The organism is Streptomyces sp. NPDC020965, from assembly GCF_044333555.1.
Taxonomy (GTDB): domain Bacteria; phylum Actinomycetota; class Actinomycetes; order Streptomycetales; family Streptomycetaceae; genus Streptomyces.
In genome coordinates, this window is record NZ_JBIRRE010000007.1 from 87286 (window position 1) to 104884 (window position 17599).

The following is a 17599-nucleotide window of genomic DNA, read 5'->3' on the forward strand; positions in this document are numbered from 1 at the left end:
TGGTATCCGCTCACTCCGGCAGGGGTACGGAGACGATGGTCCCCTTGTCGTAGACGATCAGGACGGCGTCTCCCAGCGGGATCATGACGGGGGGTCTGATCTCCCGCGCCAGGTTCAGTCCCCGGACCCGGTCGTACCGCTCCTCCGGGCGTGGTCCGGGCGCGCCGGCCACCGGCACCACGCGTGCCCGCCCCGGACGCCCGTCCGCCGTCAGCGGGATGACGTGCAGGGCCGAGTGGTCCGCGTACACGACGGCATCACCGACGATCATCGGATCGGTGACCACCTGGTCGGCGCCGGACGGCAGGGGGGAGGTGCCCGCGCTGGCGGAGAGCGGATAACGGCCGCGCTCCGCGCCGGTGCGCGGATCGAGCAGGACCACCACACCGGGCACCTTCTCGTCCACTCCGAGGTCCGGGTCCGCCGCGGCGCCCGGGGCGAGCACGACCGCGATCCGGTCGTCCACCGCGGCGAGCCGGCTCAGATAGCCCATCGGCGGTCCCTTCGGCGCCATCGGTCGGCCGACCGGCTGGAGGGTGGTGGCGTCGAGCCGGTGCAGGACCGGGCTGGTCGCCCTGTCCTCCTGGTGCGAGCAGAAGGCGGCCCGTCCCGTGACCGCCAGCGTGTCGCACCCCTTCGCCTCGCTCGCCGCCTGGCCGCGGGCGGCGCCCGTGCGGCCGTCGTAGGAGACCAGGCCCCCATCGCTCAGCGCGTGGACGAGGCCGTCGGCGTACGCGACGGGTTCGAAGTCCAGCAGCTCCGCCCGCGCGTACTCCTGCGCGGAGAGCGCCCTCGTCCACAGCTCCCGGCCGTCCGACAGGGCGAAGGCCGTCATCGAGAGGCGCGGAGTCACCCCGGGCGCGTCCTGCTTCGGCGAGGTCACGGTGAAGACCATGCCGTCGCCGACCAGCGGACGGGACCGGACGGCCAGCGCGCCCGCCGACTCCCGCTCCCAGCGGAGCTTCCCGGTGCGCGCGTCGCGCGCCTGGAGCCAGCCGTCCGTGCTGAGGACGACATTCCGGCCGTGGACCGTCGGTTGGCTGCTCTGGGCCGGGAAGACCTGGAGTCCCGTCGGGCTGATGTACGAATCCGTACCGGGGTCGTAGCTGCCGATGGTCCACAGCCGCCGTCCATCGGCGGGGTCCAGCGCGGTGTAGGTGCCGTCGGTGAGGCGGCAGACGAGCACCTTCGTCCCCGCGGCGCAGCCCAGCGCGGGTCCGGCCAGCCGGCCGCGCCACGGCCGCCAGCCGGGCGGGGTGCCGGCCGGTCCCCGCGGCAGGACGCGGGAGGAATCGGCGGTGCCCCGGTCGTCGACGCCCGCCGGCAGTGCCACGGGGCCGCGCGCCGGCGGCGCGGAGTCCGTACCGTCCCGCCAGGGGCCGGCCCGCCAGAGCCAGGTGCCCGCGCCGACCACCGACACCAGCGCGAGGATCAGGGCCAGGGCCACGCGGCGGCGCTGTCCCCGGCTGCCGGGCGGGGGCTCGTGCCCCACCTCCGAAGCCTCCGAAACCCCTGAAGGCCGGTCCACCGAGGGCTCGTTCCGCACCTCGGGCGATCGGGGAGCCATGGCCGCGTCCCGGTCCGGGGGCCCGGGGGCCGGGAGCGGCACCGCCGCGGCGCACACCTCCCGGGCCTCGCGCCGGTACTCCTCGACGTGTTCCCGCACGGGGACCGGCCAGCCGCCCCACCGGGTGCCCGCACCCCACCGCTCCGCCAGCTCGTCGGGCCGGGGGCGGCGGGCCGGAACCGGGTCCAGGCAGCGCCCGATGATGTCCCTGAGCCCCTCGGGCACCGCGTCGAGCGCCGGCGCCCCCTGGGCGATCCGGTGCTGTACGGCGGCGGCCGGTCCATCGCCGAAGGGCTTCACCCCGGTCGCCGCGAAGCACAGCAGCGCGCCCAGGCTGAACACGTCCGATCCGGAGGTCACCGTCCGGCTGTCCCGCAACTGCTCCGGGGACATGAAGTCGGGGGTGCCGAGGAGTACCCCGCCCTCGCTCGTCACCTGCGTGGTCGTCCCGGATATCCGGGCGAGACCGAAGTCGATGAGGAGGGCACGGTCGCGGTCGAGCAGCACATTTCCGGGCTTGACGTCCCGGTGGACGATCCCGGCCGTGTGCAATTCGGCGAGCGCCAGGGCGAGATCGGCGCCCAGGGCCCGGACCGCGTCCTCCGGGAACGGACCGCAGCGCCGGAGCGCGGCACCCAGGGTGGGCCCCGCGATGTAGCGGGTGGCCAGCCACGGCGGGTCGGCGTCCGCGTCGGCGGCCACCGGCATGGCGGTACAGGGGCCGCGCACTGTGCCGGCCAGCTCCGTCTCCCGCCGGAACCGGTCGCGGAAGGACGGGTCGTCCACCAGATGGGGACGCATCGTCTTCACGGCCACCAGCGCGTCCGGCTGATGCTCGCCGTCGCGGCGGCCGAGGTACACATCGCCCATCCCGCCGCCGCCGAGCCGGGCGAGAATCGCATACGGACCGATCCGCCGCGGGGACATGGCACCGAGCGGTCTCAGCACGTGCCCACCCCTTCTCCATGGCCTCCCGCCGAGGGGACGCCATCGTACGCTCTGATCAACATGGCGCACACGGAGACGGGTTGGCGCCTCCGGAGAAGGGGACGCATGGCGGACATCGGGGCACTGTACGGAGCGGTCGGAGCGCTCGTCGGCGCCGGGCTCACCGCTCTCGGCGGGGTCTACGGACCCCTGCGACTGCACCGGCGGCAGACTGAGGAGCAGGAGAGCGAGAAACTGGCCCTCTGGCGGGAGGCCGAGACCGCCCGACTCCTGCTGATCAGGGTGACGAGCCGGGCCTGGCTCGACGCGCTGGACCGCGCCGTCCAGGAGCTCGAAGCCCACCGCCCCATGGATCTGGAGCGGTTCGACGAGGAGACCGTGCGGCTCGGCCAGGAGGCGTACCGGGCGGGCATCGACCTGCGGACCGACTCGGTCGACGTGCCCCGCGAGCTGATCGCCGTGCCCCGGGGAGCGGGCGACGGGGACGCGCTGGCCACCGACGCCCGTTCCCAACTGCTGGGCCATCTGCGGGAGAGCAACCGCCTGATACGGGCCGAGGTCCTGCGCCACTCCGCCGACGGCGGATCCCGCGCACGCACCGTGGCCCCGGAGACCCTCGCGGCACTGGAGCGGACCCGGGAGGCGCGCGCCACCGTGAACCGCCTGCTCCGCGCGCGCGAGGGCGAGCTCAACGGTGAAGTGGTGCGGCCCGGCTGACGAACCGTCCGGCAGCGAGGGCGCCCGGGGTATCGGCGGGACCACTCCCGATGTGATGATCATTTACTTCCTGGCAGGCACTTTACTTGCCCTTGACCCGATGGCAAGCTGATCATCACTTCGGCCCGCGCGGCGATGTTTCCCCCAACTCCCCTGCCCTCAGGGCTGGTTGACATGCGCGGGTGCGGAGAGCCTGAGGTCCCCAGAAACGGAGAGCTGATGTTCCGTCGTGTACGCAGTGCGGGTGTAGTGGTGGCGATGGCGGCCGGTATGGCCCTGGCACTGTCGGGCGGTACCGCCCACGCCCAGGAGCGGGAGCCCCGCTCCGGTGGCCTGCTCAACATCACCGGGCCGCTGATCGTGACCGGTGACATCGACCTGATCGAGGACGTGTTCGAGCACATCAGCGTGCCGATCCTCGGACAGGCGGTGCACCAGATGTACGACTGGGCGAAGTTCGAGGGCATCCTGAAGCGCTGACCCCACCCCTTGGCGTCGGCGGCCTCCTGGATACCGGGGGCCGCCGACGCTCCCTCACCCGGCGAGCCCGTCGCCGGGGTTCAGACGCCTACCCCGCCGGAGGGCCCCAGCCGGTCCAGACGCTCCCGGTGTACCGGGGTCAGCCGGAGATCGGCCGCGGCCACGTTCTCCTCCAGATGGTCGAGCCGGCCGGTGCCGGGGATCGGGAGAATGACCGGGGAGTGGTCGAGCAGCCACGCGAGCGCGACCTGCGCCGGGGTCGCGTCGAGTTCCGCCGCCACCGCGGCCAGCTCGGCCGCTCCGCCCGAAGCCGCTCCGCCCGAAGCCGCCCCGCCCGGAGCCGCTTCGGCGACCGGCCGCCACGGCAGGAACGCGATCCCCGCCGCCTCGCAGGCCGCGAGTACGGGCTCGTGCTCGCGGTCCACCACGCTGTACCGGTTCTGCACGCTCGCGACCTCGACGATCCGCCGCGCCTGGTCGAGTTCGGTGACGGTGATCTCGGACAGCCCGATCAGTCCGATCTTGCCCGCGGTCTGGAGTTCCCGCAGCGCGCCGAGCTGGTCGGCGAGGGGGGTCTCCGGATCGATGCGGTGCAGTTGCAGCAGGTCGAGCCGGTCGACGCGCAGTCGGCGCAGGGCGTGGTCGACCTGGTCGCGCAGGACGTCGGGCCGTGCGTCGAGCTTCCACTGGGCGGTGGGACTCGATCGCGCAATGCCCACCTTCGTGGTGATGAGCAGCCCGTCCGGGTACGGGTACAGGGCCTCGGCGAGCAGTTCCTCGTTGGCGCCCCCGCCGTACATGTGCGCGGTGTCGATCAGCGTGACGCCCAACTCGACGGCGCGCCTGGCGATGTTCAGTGAGGTTTCCCGATCGGGGCCGGGCTCGGTCGGCAGTCGCATGGCTCCGAAGCCGAGCCGCCGTACGCCGAGCTCTCCCCCGATGTGGAACGTGGTCGATGTCATCTATCGTCTTCCCCTCATTCAACGGCACACGCTAACAACGCCGTTGGACCGGGAGCCGGCATTTGATGGCCCGGGGGCCGTTCCGGGTCGGTGGACTCCGTCGCCGCACGCTCACCCGCCCCCGGGGGCGGACCCGCACCGGAGGTTCCAGCGGTTGAGGCGGCCCGAGAGGCGCGTCAGGGTGAGCGGGGCGACGTCCAGCCGCCAGAAGGTCTCCAGGGGCAGGTCCAGCGCCCGGACGGTCGTCGCGCGGACGACCCCCGGCTCCACCACCGCCACCACATGGCCGGGGTCCAGCGAATCCAGCCACGCCCCCACCCGCCCGCACAACTCCCGCAGGGACTCCCCGCCGTGCGGCGCCGCCGAAGGGTCGCTGAGCCAGCGGGAGACGGCGGCGGGCTCCGCCGCGCTCACCTCGTCCAGGGTCCGGCCGTGCCAGGTGCCCATGGCGCAGTCGGCGGGCGCCGGTACCCGCTCCGGTCGCAGGCCCAGCGCCGTCGCCGTCTCGCGGCAGCGGCGGGAGGGGCCGGTCAGCGCCCGGTCCGGGCGCGGCAGCGCGCCCGCGGCGGCCCCGGCGGCACGCAGGCCCGGTCCGTCGAGTCCCTCATCGCCCCCGAAGCGCGCCTCCCGCAGCGCGCTCGTGGTCGCCGGTGAGACCAGTGTCAGCCGTACCGTCATATCCGCCCCTTCCGTCAGGCCCCCCCCGGGGGCCGTTGTTTTCGGCCATCCCACGCCATGGCGGCCCCCGCCCTCAAGCGGTACGGTCGCGTGTACATGACGAAGGTGTGACGGAAGTCCGGTGCGAATCCGGCACGGTCGCGCCACTGTGTACCCGTATCTCCGCGGGAAGTCAGACCCGGCACCCTCGTCTTCACGGCACCACGAACGGGACGCGTGTTCCCTCTGGAGGTTCTGCCATGGCCCAGTCCGCCGCATCGGCGTCCGTGTCACCGACCGCACCGGCGATCGTCCCCGTATCGCTCAAGGAGATCGCGCCCTGGGCCGTCTTCACCGGCGTCCTGGCACTGATCCTGCTCTACTTCGTCGGCGCCGAGCAGGGCGCCACCTCGCTCATCTCGGGCGAAAGCGTGCACGAATGGGTGCACGACGGCCGCCATCTCCTCGGCTTCCCCTGCCACTGAGACAGCACCACTGAGGCACGACCACTCAGCACCCGTCTCATCGACATCGCCCAGGGGAACCATCCATGAACTCCATATCCGTCAGAGCCCTGCTCGTCCGCGGCATGGTCGCGGGCCTGATCGCCGGCGCCGTCGCCCTGGCCGTCGCGTACTTCCTCGGAGAGGGCCCGGTCGACGCGGCCATCGCCTTCGAGGAGGCCAACAGCCATGAGCACGGCGGCGAGGAGCTGGTCAGCCGGACCATGCAGTCCACCGCCGGACTCGCCACCGGTCTGCTGGTCTTCGGCGTCGCCGTCGGTGGCGTCGCGGCGCTCGCCACCTGTGTCGCCCTCGGCCGCGTCGGCCGGTTCGGTCCGCGCGCGACGGCCGCGCTGGTCGCCCTCGGCGCGCTGCTGGCCGTGTACGTCGTGCCGTATCTGAAGTATCCGCCGAATCCGCCGGCCGTCGGCGACCCGGACACCATCGGCGAACGCACGACCGTGTACTTCCTGATGGTCGTGCTCAGCGTGCTGCTCGCGGTGGCCGCGGTGATCCTGGGGAAGCGGCTCGCCCCCCGGCTGGGGAACTGGCACGCGACGGCCGTGGCGGGAGCGGCGTTCGTCGTCGCCGTGGGGATCGCCTTCGCGTTCCTGCCGTCGTACAACGAGGTGCCGAAGGGCTTCCCCGCCTCGGTGGTCTGGGAGTTCCGGCTGTCGACGCTCGCGATCCAGGCGACCCTGTGGACGGTCTTCGGGCTGGTCTTCGGCGAACTGACCGAGCGACTCCTCGTGCCAAGGGCCGCCCCGCGCGACGGCGCGAGCACGGCGCGGCGCGCGACGGCCGCCAGGAGCTGAACCGAGGCCGCCGCCCCCACCGGTCCGATCCGTCCGGTGGGGGCTCCGGCGTCAGTCGGCGTACGAGACGGTGACCGCGTCCGGCGCCTGCCCCGCCGCGCCGACGCACCGCGCGGTCGAACCCACGGCCGTGGTGGGCAGCTTGCTGACGACCAGGGTCAGACACCGGCCGAGCGCCCGCTGTCCGTAGTAGTTCGGATGGAGCAGCTCGCGCTCCTCGTCGGCGGGCAGTCCGGCCCTCGTACGGGGCAGATAGCGGGCCCACTCGGCCCGCGCGGCGGTCGGTCTGACGATGGTGCCGTCGGCGGCGAAGGAGGTCTGGAGGGGGTCCTTGCCACAGACCTGGTGCCCTTCGAGCAGCCGGCCGAGGTCCACGAAGTCCGCACCGGCCCGCTGGGCGGCCTTCTTGATCTCGGTGTTGAGGGCGGGGCCCGCCCCGGTGCCGAGCCAGCTCAGATCGCGGTTGTAGAAGGGGCAGCCGTACGCGCTCCAGCGGTCCCAGCTGTTCTCGTCGTGCGCGGCGGTGGTGGTGGGGTCGCCGGTGGCGAGGGGCAGCGGGTAGGACTGCACGACGATCCTCGGGGTGACACCGCTCTCCTTGACCGCCTCCCTGACGGCCTGGACGGCCTTCACCACCTTGTCGCCGACCGTCCGCGTCCGCTCGGCCACCGGGGTGGTGATCGCCGCGTCGGTCGAGCAGTACCGATTGTTCTGCCAGGCGTCGGCGCACGCCTTCATGGTCTTGATGAGCTGGACGTCGTCCCCGCCGACGGAGAGGACGACGGTCCTGACGGTGTGCCCGACCGCCAGCTTCCGCACCTGTTCGAGCTGCGCCTCGCTGTTTCCGACGGCCCGGGAGAGCTGTTCGGCCTCCGTACCGGAACAGGCGATGTTGACGTGCGTGGCGGTGGCGTCCACGATCTCGGCGGCGACCGAGCGCCGGCAGTCGGCGGTGTAGATCTTGTCCAGGCCGAGGCCCGACGCCGTCACCCGGTCGGTGGCGTCCCGCAGGGCCTGGGGGACGCCACCGAAGTTCTTGAGGCCCTCGGCGTTGCCGAGCCAGCGGGCGCCCTCACCGGAGAGGAAGCTGTCGCCCATGGTGACGATCGCGTCGGGCTTCGCCTCGGTGGGGGCCGGCGTCGGAGCCGACGTAGGAGCCGACGTAGGAGCCGACGAGGAGGGTACGGGGTCCGGGTCGGGCACCGGGGTCGTGGCGGGCGGGGATGTCACGGTGGCCGCCGGCGTGACGGCGGGCACCGGCGTGCCGTCGGGTGGAGACGGCTCAGCGGGCAGCGGCGTCGCGTCGGACGAGGGCTCCGCGGCGGGGGTGGTCGGCGGCGGGGGTTCCTCCAGCGCCACGGCGGTGGCGGCCGGGAGCACGGCGAGCGCGCACAGCACGGCGGCGGCGGTACGGAACCGGTGTCCGCCGCGACGGGCCGTGGGTCGGGTGGGGCGCGTGGTCATCAGTGGGTCCTTCCGCTGGTGCGTCCCCCTCCCAGTGATCTTGCGGCCGGAATCACGCCGCCACGCCTGCCGGGGCGCGAGATCACCCGTACGGCACGAGGTCCGATTCGTTCAAGACGCACGTACCGATCCCGGCCTAGGTTGGAGCCCATGACCCCACGACTCGACGCGATCGGCATCGCCACCGCCGACATGGCCGCCTCCCTGGCCTTCTACCGACGTCTCGGCCTGGACATCCCGGCCGAATCCGATACCGCCCCGCATGTGGAGTGCACCCTGCCGAACGGGCTGCGGCTGCTCTGGGACACCGAGGACGTCGTCCGCTCCTTCGACCCGACCTGGACCAAGCCCGGTGTCGGCGAGGAACGCGTCGGGCTCGCGTTCCGCTGCGACAGCGCCGCCGAGGTCGACGCGGTCCACGCCGACCTCGTCGACGCCGGCTACCAGAGCCATCTGAAGCCGTGGGACGCCTTCTGGGGCCAGCGCTACGCGGTCGTGCTGGACCCCGACGGCTGCGGTGTCCAGCTCTTCGCCGACACCGCGTAGGCGCTCAGCGTCGTACCGGCCAGTTCGCGCGTCTCCCGGGCGAGATGCGCCTGGTCGGCACAGCCCGCGGCGAGCGCGGCGGCGGCGTACGGCATCCCGTCCCGGACGTACCCCAGCGCCCGCTGGAGCCGCAGCACCCGGGCCAGTGTCTTGGGTCCGTAGCCGAAGGCGTCCAGGGAGCGGCGGTGCAACTGACGCGCACCGAGCCCGACCGCGTCCGCCACCGCGGCGACGGTGCGGCCCGCGTCCAGGAGGCGTACGACCTCTCCGAGCAGCGGGGCGGGGCCGTCGGGCGCGGCGGCGGCCCGGTGCAGGGCGATCTCCTCCAGCGCGGCGGCGGGGTCGGCGGCGGCGTCGACCCGCTCGGCGAGCCGGCGCGCCACGGCCCCGCCCCAGAGCTGTCCGGCCTCGACCCGCAGATCGCGGAGTTCCCTGGCGGGTACGCCGAGGAGGGCGGGGGCGGTGCCGGGGGCGAACCGCACCCCGGCGTACGGGGTACCGGTGGGGGCGCCGGAGGTCTTGGCGCGGGTGTCGGGCCCGGCGACGAGAAGGCGGCCGGGGGTCCAGACGAGGTCCATACAGCCGTCGGGGATGACGGGGTGGCCACGGGACGCGGTGTTCTGCCAGACGACGGCGGAGCGGAGCAGCGAGGGCCGTTCCTGGTACATGCGCCCGAGGCTAACCCGAAAGGCCCTCGCGCCCGTACACCCGTACGGTGGCCGCCCCCGGTCGGCGAGGGGCTCAGTCCCGGTCGTGCGGCGGGTCCGGGCGGTCGCGCGGTGACTTGTGGTCGTGGTGGTGCTCGCGGCCCGCGTGCAGCCGGGACTTCACATCGTCCGGCGGCAGGAAGCGGGACCACCGCTCCGGGAACTCCGACGGCATATCGCCGGAGCCGCCGTCCCGGTAGTAGTCCCCGTAGAAGTCGTCGTCCTCGTCGTCGTCATCGTCGTCATCACCATCGTCGTCGAAGAGGTGCGCCGCCCTGGCCCGCGCCAGCGTCTGCGCCGCCTGGGCCGCCCGCATGCGCTCATTCGCCTCGCGGGCCGCCGCCGTGGCCACCGACGGCCAGACGCGGTCGATCGCGGCGTTCACGGCCGCGCCGACCAGGACGGCGAAGGCGGAGATGCCGATCCACAGCAGGACCGCGATGGGTGCGGCGAGCGAGCCGTAGATCGTGGGGCCCTCGACCATTCCGGTGAGGTAGATCCGGAGCAGGAAGCTGCCGAACACCCACATCCCGAGGGCCACCAGCGCCCCGGGGACGTCCTCGATCCAGGGGGACCTGACCGGGACCGACACATGGTAGAGCGTGGTCAGGAACGCGATGGAGAGGGTGCTGACGACCGGCCAGTACAGGATGGTGACGACCGTGGTGCCCCAGGGCATCAGCTCCACCACCCGGTCGGGGCCGACCACCGCGAGCGGCAGCACCACCGCGCCGATCAGCAGCGCGACGAGATAGAGCAGGAAGGCGAGCAGCCGGGTCGCGACGATGCCGCGCTGGCCGTCGAGGCCGTACATGACCGTGATCGTGTCGATGAAGACGTTCACCGCGCGCGATCCGGACCAGAGGGCGATGGCGAAGCCGATGGAGATCAGATCCGGCCGGCCGCCGTGTGTGACGTCCTCCAGCAGCGGTTTGGCGATGTCATTGACGCCCCGGTCGGAGAGGACCGTGCCGACCGCGTTGAGGATGTTCGTCTCGATCGAGGCGACCGTGGTGGTGTCGGTCCAGTTGTCCACGTAGCCCAGCAGCCCGAGCAGGCCCATCATCAGCGGCGGCAGCGACAGCAGCGTGAAGAAGGCCGCCTCGGCGGCGAGACCGAGGATGCGGTACTCGATGCACGAGTTGACCGTGTCCTTCAGAAGCAGCCATGTCATCTTCCGCTTCGAGACGTTGCGGTAGAGGACTCGGGCTCGATGGAGCCGACCCGACGGCCGCTCGGGTGTTTCATTTGCTGCCTGCACCTCCTTACCGTATCCGCATGGCAGCTGACACCCACACAGTGACCAACCAGGCTCCGCCCCTGGTGGGGTACGACGTCTACTCCTCCGACCGGGTTCTCACCGAGGCGGTCGAGCGGCACGTCGCACCGGAGGATCTCGATGCGGCCCGGGTCGAGCTGACCGGCCTGGGCCGGACTTCCGGTTCGGCCCAGGCCCAGGAATGGGGAAGCCAGGCGAATGAGAATCCGCCGAAGCTGCGGACGCACGACCGGTACGGGAACCGGATCGACGAAGTCGAGTTCCATCCGGCCTGGCACCGGCTGCTCGGCCACGCCGTCACATCGGGCCTGACCGACGCGTGGAGCACCCCGTCCGGACATGTGCGGCGGGCGGCCGGCTTCCTGGTGTGGACCCAGGCGGAGGCCGGGCACGCCTGTCCGCTCTCGATGACGCACGCCGCCGTGCCCGCACTGCGCGCCGATCCGGCGCTGGCCGCGGAGTGGGAGCCCCGGCTGACCTCGCGGGTGTACGCGAGGGAGCTGCTGCCGCCGGCCGCCAAGGCCGGGAATCTCTTCGGCATGGGCATGACGGAGAAGCAGGGCGGCAGCGATGTCCGGACGAATACGACCGCCGCCCGGCCGCTCGACGGCGACGGCGGCGAGTACGTCCTCACCGGGCACAAGTGGTTCTGTTCCGCGCCGATGTCCGACGGCTTCCTGGTCCTCGCCCAGGCCCCCGGGGGACTGACCTGCTTCCTGGTGCCCCGGGTGCTCGCGGACGGCACCAGGAACGTCTTCCGCATCCAGCGGCTCAAGGACAAACTCGGCAACCGGTCGAACGCCTCCGGCGAGGTCGAGTTCGACGGGACCTGGGCGCGGCGGGTCGGCGACGAGGGCCGGGGGGTGCGCACCATCATCGAGATGGTGGCGGCCACCCGACTGGACTGTGTGATCGGATCGGCCGCGCTGATCCGGCAGTCGGTGGCGCAGGCCGTCCACCACACCGCGTACCGCTCGGCCTTCGGCGGGCCGCTGATCGACAAACCGCTGATGCGCAACGTACTCGCCGATCTCGCGCTGGAGTCGGAGGCCGCGACGGTGCTGGGGCTGCGGCTGGCGGCCGGGTACGACAGCGACACCGAGGACGAGCGGGCGTTTCTGCGGCTCGCCGTGCCCACCGCCAAGTACTGGGTGACGAAACGGTGCACCCCGACGGTGGCCGAGGCCCTCGAATGCCTCGGCGGCAACGGCTACGTCGAGGAGTCGGGGCTGCCCCGGCTACTGCGCGAGACACCGCTCAACTCGATCTGGGAGGGCTCGGGCAATGTCCAGGCGCTGGACGTGCTGCGGGCGCTCCAGCGCGAGCCGCGCGCGCTCAACGCCTTCCTCCAGGAGGTCGGTCTGGCGCGCGGTGCGGACCACCGGCTGGACCGGGCGATCAAGGATCTGCTCACCGAGCTGGCGGATCTCAGCGGCATCGAGGCGCGGGCGCGCCGGCTGGTGGAGCGGATGGCGCTGGTGCTCCAGGGGTCGCTGCTGGTGCGCTGGGCGCCGCCGGAGGTGGCCGACGCGTTCTGCGCCTCCCGGCTGGGCGGCGACTGGGGCGCGGCCTTCGGCACCCTGCCGCACACGCTCGCGCTGGAGCCGATCGTGGAGCGGGCCCGCGCCGTGGTGTGAGCCGTCGGCCGGGGCCCTGGCGCGGCGCCGTCCCGTCGTAGACGATCATGCTCGGGGTGGTGCTGCGCCGACACGGCACCACCCCTCGCGCTGTTCACCTTCGTACACGCGCACAGTTCTGCGCGAGGGTTGCAAGGGGTTGCAGCCCTGCGCCGTATCGCCTGCTCAGGAGGGGTTTCGCGTGCAGATCGGACCGATTGACCCGGCCGGCGTCGCCGTCGTGGACACGATGATCGCCACCCGGCCACCGGCGGGGGTACGGGAGCCTTCGCCGGGCGCGGGCCGGCCGCCGGGCCGGCCGCGGGCGGACATCGCCGCGTCCTGGCACCGACTGCTGAACCAGGGCCTCGATCCCGACGAGGAGCGCCGGACCGAACCACTCCCCCGGGTCGAGACGGAGCGGCGCAGATACGTTACGCCGCTGCGTGAGGTGCTCCCGACCCTGCGGGACGGATTGGTGCCGATCGCGGAGGCCGCACAGCATGTCATGGTCGTCACCGACGCCGACGGGCGGCTCCTGTGGCGGGAGGGGGAGGCGGCCGTGCTGCGCAAGGCCGACGCGCACGGCTTCGTCCTCGGCGCGGACCTCACCGAGAAGTCCATCGGCACCAACGCGGCGGGCACGGTGCTGGTGATCCGGCGCCCGCTCCAGGTGCACGCCACCGAGCACTTCCTCTCCGCCCATCAGACCTGGACCTGCGCCGGAGCTCCGCTCACCGACCCGCGGGACGGGCGACTGATCGGTGTCGTCACCGTCAGCGGTCCGGCGTCGACCGTGCATCCGGCGACGCTCGCCCTGGTCACCTCGGTCGCCCGGCTCGCCGAGGCCGAGCTGCGGCACCGGCATCTCGCCGCGCTGGACCGGCTGCGCGGGGTGGCGTCCCCGCTGCTCGGCCGGCTGACCGGCCGGGCGCTGGCCGTGGACGCGGACGGCTGGCCCGCTGCGGTGATCGGGATGCCCCCGCCCGGCCGGCTGCCGCTGCCCGGGCGGATCGCCGACGGGCGCTGCTGGCTGCCGTCGCTGGGGATGTGCGCGGTGGAGCCGCTGCCGGGCGGCTGGCTGGTGCGGGTGGACGAGCCGCCGAAGCGGTGCGCGGGGGCCACCACCCGGGTCGTACTGGATCTGAGCGTGCCGCGCCGGGCGTCGGTGACGGTCTCCGGCGACGCGGGGAGCTGGACGCAGGAACTGAGCCCGCGCCACGCCGACCTGCTGTACGCGATGGCGCTGCACCGGGAAGGGCTGACCGCGGCGCAGTTGGCGGAGGACGTCTTCGACGATCCGACGCGTACGGTCACGGTCCGGGCGGAGATGTCCCGGTTGCGACGGCATCTGGCCCAGGTGCTGGCGAGCCGTCCGTACCGGTTCGCGGAGGGGGTCGAGGTGGAGGTGGCGAGGGTGATCCGACAGGGGCCGCCACCGGCGCCCTGACCGACACCGTCAACGCCCTGACCAGGACCGCAGTGACCGGCATCGCACCCGGTCAGGCTAGGGATCAAGCACCCCGACGTGATTCCCTGACGCGTATGAGCATCACCGTGACCACATGGTCCCTGGAGCAGACCTCCCCCGCCGATCTGCGGCCCGCCGCAGCCCCGGCCGGCGAGGTGCAGATCATTCGTGCCGAGATCCCCTCCCCCGAATTCAGCCGATTCCTGTACACGGCGGTGGGCGGGGACGTGCGGTGGACCGACCGGCTCGGGATGACCTACCCGCAGTGGGAGGAGACGCTCGGCAGGCCGGGCGTGGAGACCTGGGTCGCGTACGAGAGGGGCACGCCGGCCGGGTACGCGGAGATCGAGGCGCAGGACGAGGGGTCGGTGGAGATCGTCTACTTCGGCCTGATCCCGGCGTTCCGGGGACGGCGGATCGGCGGCCATCTGCTCTCGTACGCCGTGGCCAGGGCATGGGACCTGGCTGAGCGCCGGCCGGAGCTGGCAGCCACGAAGCGGGTCTGGCTGCACACCTGCTCGCTCGACGGCCCGCACGCGATGGACAACTATCTGCGGCGCGGCTTCCGGCTCTTCGACACCAAGGTCGAGGACGAGCAGGAGAAGACCGCCCCCGGCCCCTGGCCCGGCGCCCACGCCTGACACCGCCAACACGCCGCTGCCAACGCCGCCACCGCCACCGCCACCGCCACCGCCACCGCCGATAATCGCCGACGCGGCCGGCCAACTCCGCCCCACGAGCGGGCCAAGCGCGGACCAACCCCGGCGCGGGCGCACCCCGCCCGAACCGCCCGTGGGGCGCCCCCAGTCCGCCCCTCGGCACGCCCCGGCCCGAGCCCGGCCCGCCTCCGAGCACGCCCCCATCACGCCCCCGGAGCGAACTGTTCGGTGCCTCTTAGTCGAGGCACCGAACAGTACCGGCCACCCGTTCAACCACACTCGTCTCACGATCCGGGACACACTCGTCCAGTATCTGGATAATGGTGGACTGACGTCCGATCGCCGTGACACGCTTCCGTCATGTCTGAAGCTGGAATTGCCTTGGTGAGTCGACGCCACGTCGACCTCTGCCGCATGTCCAGCGCCATCTGTCCCGGCTGCTGACAGCCCAGCGCAGCCGAGCATTTCCAGTATTTCCACCGCGTTCTCCGCGGTTCCCGATCCGATCCCCTGAGCTCCCCGACTCATCCGATCGTCAGATCACCCCGTTCACCCGTCAGCGCACCGCCGCGCCTCCGTGCGAGTGTGCGGATCAGAGCCGCCCTCCCGCAGTCTCGAAGGACATACCGCCATGGCCGCCACCCCGGAAAAGCCCGCACCCGCCGCGCCTCGCCGCCGAGTTGGACGCCACCGCGGCGAGGGACAGTGGGCCGTTGGCCACATGACGCCCCTGAACGCCAACGAGCAGGCGAAGAGAGACGACGACGGTCTCAATGTGCGGACACGCATTGAGACGATCTACTCCCAGCGCGGTTTCGACTCCATCGACGGCGCCGACCTGCGTGGCCGGATGCGGTGGTGGGGTCTCTACACCCAGCGCAAGCCCGGTATCGACGGCGGGAAGACCGCCATCCTGGAGCCGGAGGAGCTGGACGACAAGTACTTCATGATGCGCGTCCGCATCGACGGCGGCCGGCTGACGACCGAACAGCTCCGGGTCATCGGCGAGATCTCCCAGGAGTTCGCGCGCGGCACCGCCGACATCACCGACCGGCAGAACGTCCAGTACCACTGGATCCGGATCGAGGACGTGCCGGAGATCTGGCGGCGACTCGAAGCCGTCGGCCTCTCCACCACCGAGGCGTGCGGCGACACCCCCCGGGTGATCCTCGGTTCGCCCGTCGCGGGCATCGCCGAGGACGAGATCATCGACGGCACCCCCGCCGTGGACGAGATCTACCGCCGTATCGTCGGCAACAAGGACTTCTCCAACCTGCCCCGCAAGTTCAAGTCCGCGATCTCCGGCTCGCCGCTGCTGGACGTGGCGCACGAGATCAACGACATCGCCTTCGTCGGCGTCAACCACCCCGAGCACGGGCCCGGATTCGACGTCTGGGTCGGCGGCGGACTCTCCACCAACCCCAAGATCGGCGTACGACTGGGGACTTGGGTCCCGCTGGACGACGTACCCGATGTCTACGAGGGCGTCATCTCGATCTTCCGCGACTACGGCTACCGCCGGCTGCGGACCCGCGCCCGGCTGAAGTTCCTGGTCGCCGACTGGGGTCCGGAGAAGTTCCGCCAGATCCTCCAGGACGAGTATCTGCACCGGAAGCTCGCCGACGGGCCCGCGCCCGAACAGCCCCTCCAGGAGTGGCGCGACCACGTCGGGGTGCACCGCCAGCGGGACGGCCGGTTCTACGTCGGCTTCGCACCGCGCGTCGGACGCGTGGACGGCGCCACCCTCACCAAGATCGCCGAACTGGCCGACGCCCACGGCTCGGGCCGCCTGCGGACCACCGCCGAGCAGAAGATGATCGTGCTCGACATCGAGGAGTCCCAGGTCGACTCGATCGTCGCCGGTCTTGAGGCACTCGACCTGACCGTACGGCCGTCTCCCTTCCGGCGCGGCACGATGGCCTGCACCGGCATCGAGTTCTGCAAGCTGGCGATCGTCGAGACCAAGGCGCGCGGCGCGTCCCTGATCGACGAACTGGAGCGCCGTATCCCCGAGTTCGACCAGCCGATCACCATCAACATCAACGGCTGCCCCAACGCCTGCGCCCGGATCCAGGTCGCGGACATCGGCCTCAAGGGACAGCTCGTCCTGGACGACGACGGCAAGCAGGTCGAGGGCTTCCAGGTGCACCTCGGCGGCGCCCTGGGCCTGGAGCCCGGCTTCGGCCGCAAGGTGCGCGGACTGAAGGTCACATCGGCGGGGCTCCCCGACTACGTCGAGCGCGTGCTGCGCCGCTTCCAGGAGCAGCGCGAGGACGGCGAGCGCTTCGCCACCTGGGCCGCGCGGGCCTCCGAGGAGGCCCTCTCATGAGCGAGCGCGCCGCCCCCTTCTACTGCCCCTACTGCGGCGACGAGGACCTGCGTCCGAACGAACAGGGCCACGGCGCCTGGGAATGCGCGGCCTGCAATCGAGCCTTCCAGTTGAAGTTCCTCGGGTTGCTCACCCGGGGACTCCGTCGCGACGACGCTGGAGGGGAAGAGATATGACCGTCACCCGAACCACGGATCTCAGAGAACTCGCCGAGCGGGCCGGACAGGAACTGGAGGACGCCGACGCCCTGGCCATCCTCACCTGGGCCACCGACACCTTCGGGCCGCGCTTCTGCGTCACCTCGTCCATGGAGGACGCGGTCGTCGCCCACCTCGCCTCCCGCGCGCGGCCCGGGGTCGATGTCGTCTTCCTCGACACCGGCTACCACTTCCCCGAGACGATCGGGACCCGGGACGCCGTCGAGGCCGTGATGGACGTCAACCTCATCACCCTCACCCCGCGCCGGACCGTGGCCGAGCAGGACGCGGAGCACGGCCCCCGGCTCCATGACCGGGACCCCGACCTGTGCTGCGCCCTGCGCAAGGTCCAGCCGCTGGAGCAGGGCCTGACCGGGTACGACGCCTGGGCGACGGGACTGCGCCGGGACGAGTCCCCGACCCGGGCCAACACGCCCGTCGTCGGCTGGGACGAGCGGCGGGGGAAGGTCAAGGTCTCGCCGATCGCCCGCTGGACCCAGGACGACGTGGACGCATACGTCGCCGAACACGGCGTCCTCACCAATCCGCTGCTGATGGACGACTACGCCTCCGTGGGCTGCGCGCCCTGCACCCGCCGGGTCCTGGCGGGCGAGGACGCGCGGGCCGGCCGCTGGGCCGGCCGGGGCAAGACGGAATGCGGACTGCACGGCTGATGACGACT

18 protein-coding genes and 1 riboswitch are annotated in these 17599 nt (G+C 72.3%); of the genes, 12 read left to right on the plus strand and 6 right to left on the minus strand.

What is annotated here, in order from left to right; all coding sequences use genetic code 11:
* Positions 1-10: 10 nt before the first annotated feature.
* Positions 11-2515: a PQQ-binding-like beta-propeller repeat protein gene (locus tag ACH4S7_RS21750; RefSeq protein ID WP_398522874.1), complete on the minus strand. Its 2505-nt coding sequence runs from the start codon at positions 2513-2515 to the stop codon at positions 11-13.
* Between the two features lie 105 nt (positions 2516-2620).
* On the opposite strand from ACH4S7_RS21750, the gene ACH4S7_RS21755 reads away from it, so the two are divergent.
* Together ACH4S7_RS21755 and ACH4S7_RS21760 are read left to right on the plus strand one after the other, a co-directional pair.
* A complete protein-coding gene (locus tag ACH4S7_RS21755; RefSeq protein WP_398522875.1) occupies positions 2621-3232 on the plus strand; it encodes a hypothetical protein in 612 nt (203 codons plus the stop codon).
* Between the two features lie 219 nt (positions 3233-3451).
* Positions 3452-3712 carry a hypothetical protein gene (locus ACH4S7_RS21760; RefSeq protein ID WP_398522876.1) on the plus strand — a complete coding sequence of 87 codons (261 nt, stop codon included), beginning with the start codon at positions 3452-3454 and terminating at the stop codon, positions 3710-3712.
* An 80-nt stretch (positions 3713-3792) separates the two neighbouring features.
* Here the strand turns inward: ACH4S7_RS21760 and ACH4S7_RS21765 are convergent, their stop codons facing one another.
* Both ACH4S7_RS21765 and ACH4S7_RS21770 read right to left on the minus strand, forming a co-directional pair.
* Positions 3793-4674 (minus strand): aldo/keto reductase, encoded by an 882-nt coding sequence (locus ACH4S7_RS21765; protein ID WP_398522877.1) that lies wholly within the window; start codon positions 4672-4674, stop codon positions 3793-3795.
* A 111-nt stretch (positions 4675-4785) separates the two neighbouring features.
* Positions 4786-5352: a histidine phosphatase family protein gene (locus ACH4S7_RS21770; protein WP_398522878.1), complete on the minus strand. Its 567-nt coding sequence runs from the start codon at positions 5350-5352 to the stop codon at positions 4786-4788.
* Between the two features lie 73 nt (positions 5353-5425).
* A riboswitch (cobalamin riboswitch) is annotated at positions 5426-5554 on the plus strand.
* Positions 5555-5591: 37 nt separating this feature from the next.
* On the opposite strand from ACH4S7_RS21770, the gene ACH4S7_RS21775 reads away from it, so the two are divergent.
* Both ACH4S7_RS21775 and ACH4S7_RS21780 read left to right on the plus strand, forming a co-directional pair.
* A complete protein-coding gene (locus tag ACH4S7_RS21775) occupies positions 5592-5816 on the plus strand; it encodes a CbtB domain-containing protein (RefSeq protein WP_398522879.1) in 225 nt (74 codons plus the stop codon).
* A 65-nt stretch (positions 5817-5881) separates the two neighbouring features.
* Positions 5882-6649: a CbtA family protein gene (locus ACH4S7_RS21780; RefSeq protein WP_398522880.1), complete on the plus strand. Its 768-nt coding sequence runs from the start codon at positions 5882-5884 to the stop codon at positions 6647-6649.
* 51 nt (positions 6650-6700) lie between these two features.
* Here ACH4S7_RS21780 and ACH4S7_RS21785 read toward each other — a convergent pair whose 3' ends face one another.
* The gene (locus ACH4S7_RS21785) at positions 6701-8113 is read right to left on the minus strand and encodes a hypothetical protein (RefSeq protein WP_398522881.1); all 1413 of its coding nucleotides are present in this window, start codon (positions 8111-8113) and stop codon (positions 6701-6703) included.
* Positions 8114-8263: 150 nt separating this feature from the next.
* Between ACH4S7_RS21785 and ACH4S7_RS21790 the strand changes: the two genes are divergently transcribed.
* Positions 8264-8659: a VOC family protein gene (locus ACH4S7_RS21790; RefSeq protein ID WP_398522882.1), complete on the plus strand. Its 396-nt coding sequence runs from the start codon at positions 8264-8266 to the stop codon at positions 8657-8659.
* On the opposite strand, the gene ACH4S7_RS21795 is transcribed toward ACH4S7_RS21790, so the two are convergent.
* Together ACH4S7_RS21795 and ACH4S7_RS21800 are read right to left on the minus strand one after the other, a co-directional pair.
* Complete coding sequence (locus tag ACH4S7_RS21795; RefSeq protein ID WP_398522883.1) at positions 8599-9327, minus strand: DUF6597 domain-containing transcriptional factor; 729 nt, start codon at positions 9325-9327, stop codon at positions 8599-8601. The genes ACH4S7_RS21790 and ACH4S7_RS21795 overlap by 61 nt on opposite strands.
* Before the next feature lie 73 nt (positions 9328-9400).
* Positions 9401-10627 carry a YihY/virulence factor BrkB family protein gene (locus ACH4S7_RS21800; protein WP_398522884.1) on the minus strand — a complete coding sequence of 409 codons (1227 nt, stop codon included), beginning with the start codon at positions 10625-10627 and terminating at the stop codon, positions 9401-9403.
* A 17-nt stretch (positions 10628-10644) separates the two neighbouring features.
* Here ACH4S7_RS21800 and ACH4S7_RS21805 point away from each other — a divergent pair, with 17 nt between their 5' ends.
* The 7 genes from ACH4S7_RS21805 to ACH4S7_RS21835 all read left to right on the plus strand — a co-directional run bounded on the left by ACH4S7_RS21805 (position 10645) and on the right by ACH4S7_RS21835 (position 17591).
* On the plus strand, positions 10645-12282 hold the full coding sequence (locus ACH4S7_RS21805) for an acyl-CoA dehydrogenase family protein (RefSeq protein ID WP_398522885.1): 1638 nt from the start codon (positions 10645-10647) through the stop codon (positions 12280-12282).
* 181 nt (positions 12283-12463) lie between these two features.
* A complete protein-coding gene (locus ACH4S7_RS21810; protein ID WP_398522886.1) occupies positions 12464-13711 on the plus strand; it encodes a GAF domain-containing protein in 1248 nt (415 codons plus the stop codon).
* Between the two features lie 95 nt (positions 13712-13806).
* The gene (locus ACH4S7_RS21815; protein WP_398522887.1) at positions 13807-14373 is read left to right on the plus strand and encodes a GNAT family N-acetyltransferase; all 567 of its coding nucleotides are present in this window, start codon (positions 13807-13809) and stop codon (positions 14371-14373) included.
* Positions 14374-14751: 378 nt separating this feature from the next.
* Entirely contained in the window at positions 14752-14835 is an 84-nt protein-coding gene (locus tag ACH4S7_RS21820) for a putative leader peptide (protein WP_398523178.1), read from the plus strand.
* A gap of 187 nt (positions 14836-15022) precedes the next feature.
* Entirely contained in the window at positions 15023-16720 is a 1698-nt protein-coding gene (locus tag ACH4S7_RS21825) for a nitrite/sulfite reductase (RefSeq protein ID WP_398522888.1), read from the plus strand.
* Entirely contained in the window at positions 16717-16896 is a 180-nt protein-coding gene (locus ACH4S7_RS21830; RefSeq protein ID WP_398522889.1) for a hypothetical protein, read from the plus strand. Before ACH4S7_RS21825 ends, ACH4S7_RS21830 begins: the two co-directional genes overlap by 4 nt.
* Positions 16893-17591, plus strand: a complete 699-nt coding sequence (locus ACH4S7_RS21835; RefSeq protein WP_398522890.1) for a phosphoadenylyl-sulfate reductase — start codon at positions 16893-16895, stop codon at positions 17589-17591. Before ACH4S7_RS21830 ends, ACH4S7_RS21835 begins: the two co-directional genes overlap by 4 nt.
* Positions 17592-17599: the final 8 nt, after the last annotated feature.

Excerpts from the sequence above, each read along its gene's own strand:
- ACH4S7_RS21755 (WP_398522875.1), top strand. The coding sequence starts at position 2,621 with ATGGCGGACATCGGGGCACTGTACGGAGCGGTCGGAGCGCTCGTCGGC.
- ACH4S7_RS21760 (WP_398522876.1), top strand. The coding sequence starts at position 3,452 with ATGTTCCGTCGTGTACGCAGTGCGGGTGTAGTGGTGGCGATGGCGGCC.
- ACH4S7_RS21765 (WP_398522877.1), bottom strand. The coding sequence starts at position 4,674 with ATGACATCGACCACGTTCCACATCGGGGGAGAGCTCGGCGTACGGCGG.
- ACH4S7_RS21770 (WP_398522878.1), bottom strand. The coding sequence starts at position 5,352 with ATGACGGTACGGCTGACACTGGTCTCACCGGCGACCACGAGCGCGCTG.
- ACH4S7_RS21775 (WP_398522879.1), top strand. The coding sequence starts at position 5,592 with ATGGCCCAGTCCGCCGCATCGGCGTCCGTGTCACCGACCGCACCGGCG.
- ACH4S7_RS21780 (WP_398522880.1), top strand. The coding sequence starts at position 5,882 with ATGAACTCCATATCCGTCAGAGCCCTGCTCGTCCGCGGCATGGTCGCG.
- ACH4S7_RS21785 (WP_398522881.1), bottom strand. The coding sequence starts at position 8,113 with ATGACCACGCGCCCCACCCGACCCACGGCCCGTCGCGGCGGACACCGG.
- ACH4S7_RS21790 (WP_398522882.1), top strand. The coding sequence starts at position 8,264 with ATGACCCCACGACTCGACGCGATCGGCATCGCCACCGCCGACATGGCC.
- ACH4S7_RS21795 (WP_398522883.1), bottom strand. The coding sequence starts at position 9,327 with ATGTACCAGGAACGGCCCTCGCTGCTCCGCTCCGCCGTCGTCTGGCAG.
- ACH4S7_RS21805 (WP_398522885.1), top strand. The coding sequence starts at position 10,645 with ATGGCAGCTGACACCCACACAGTGACCAACCAGGCTCCGCCCCTGGTG.
- ACH4S7_RS21815 (WP_398522887.1), top strand. The coding sequence starts at position 13,807 with ATGAGCATCACCGTGACCACATGGTCCCTGGAGCAGACCTCCCCCGCC.
- ACH4S7_RS21820 (WP_398523178.1), top strand. The coding sequence starts at position 14,752 with ATGTCTGAAGCTGGAATTGCCTTGGTGAGTCGACGCCACGTCGACCTC.
- ACH4S7_RS21825 (WP_398522888.1), top strand. The coding sequence starts at position 15,023 with ATGGCCGCCACCCCGGAAAAGCCCGCACCCGCCGCGCCTCGCCGCCGA.
- ACH4S7_RS21830 (WP_398522889.1), top strand. The coding sequence starts at position 16,717 with ATGAGCGAGCGCGCCGCCCCCTTCTACTGCCCCTACTGCGGCGACGAG.
- ACH4S7_RS21835 (WP_398522890.1), top strand. The coding sequence starts at position 16,893 with ATGACCGTCACCCGAACCACGGATCTCAGAGAACTCGCCGAGCGGGCC.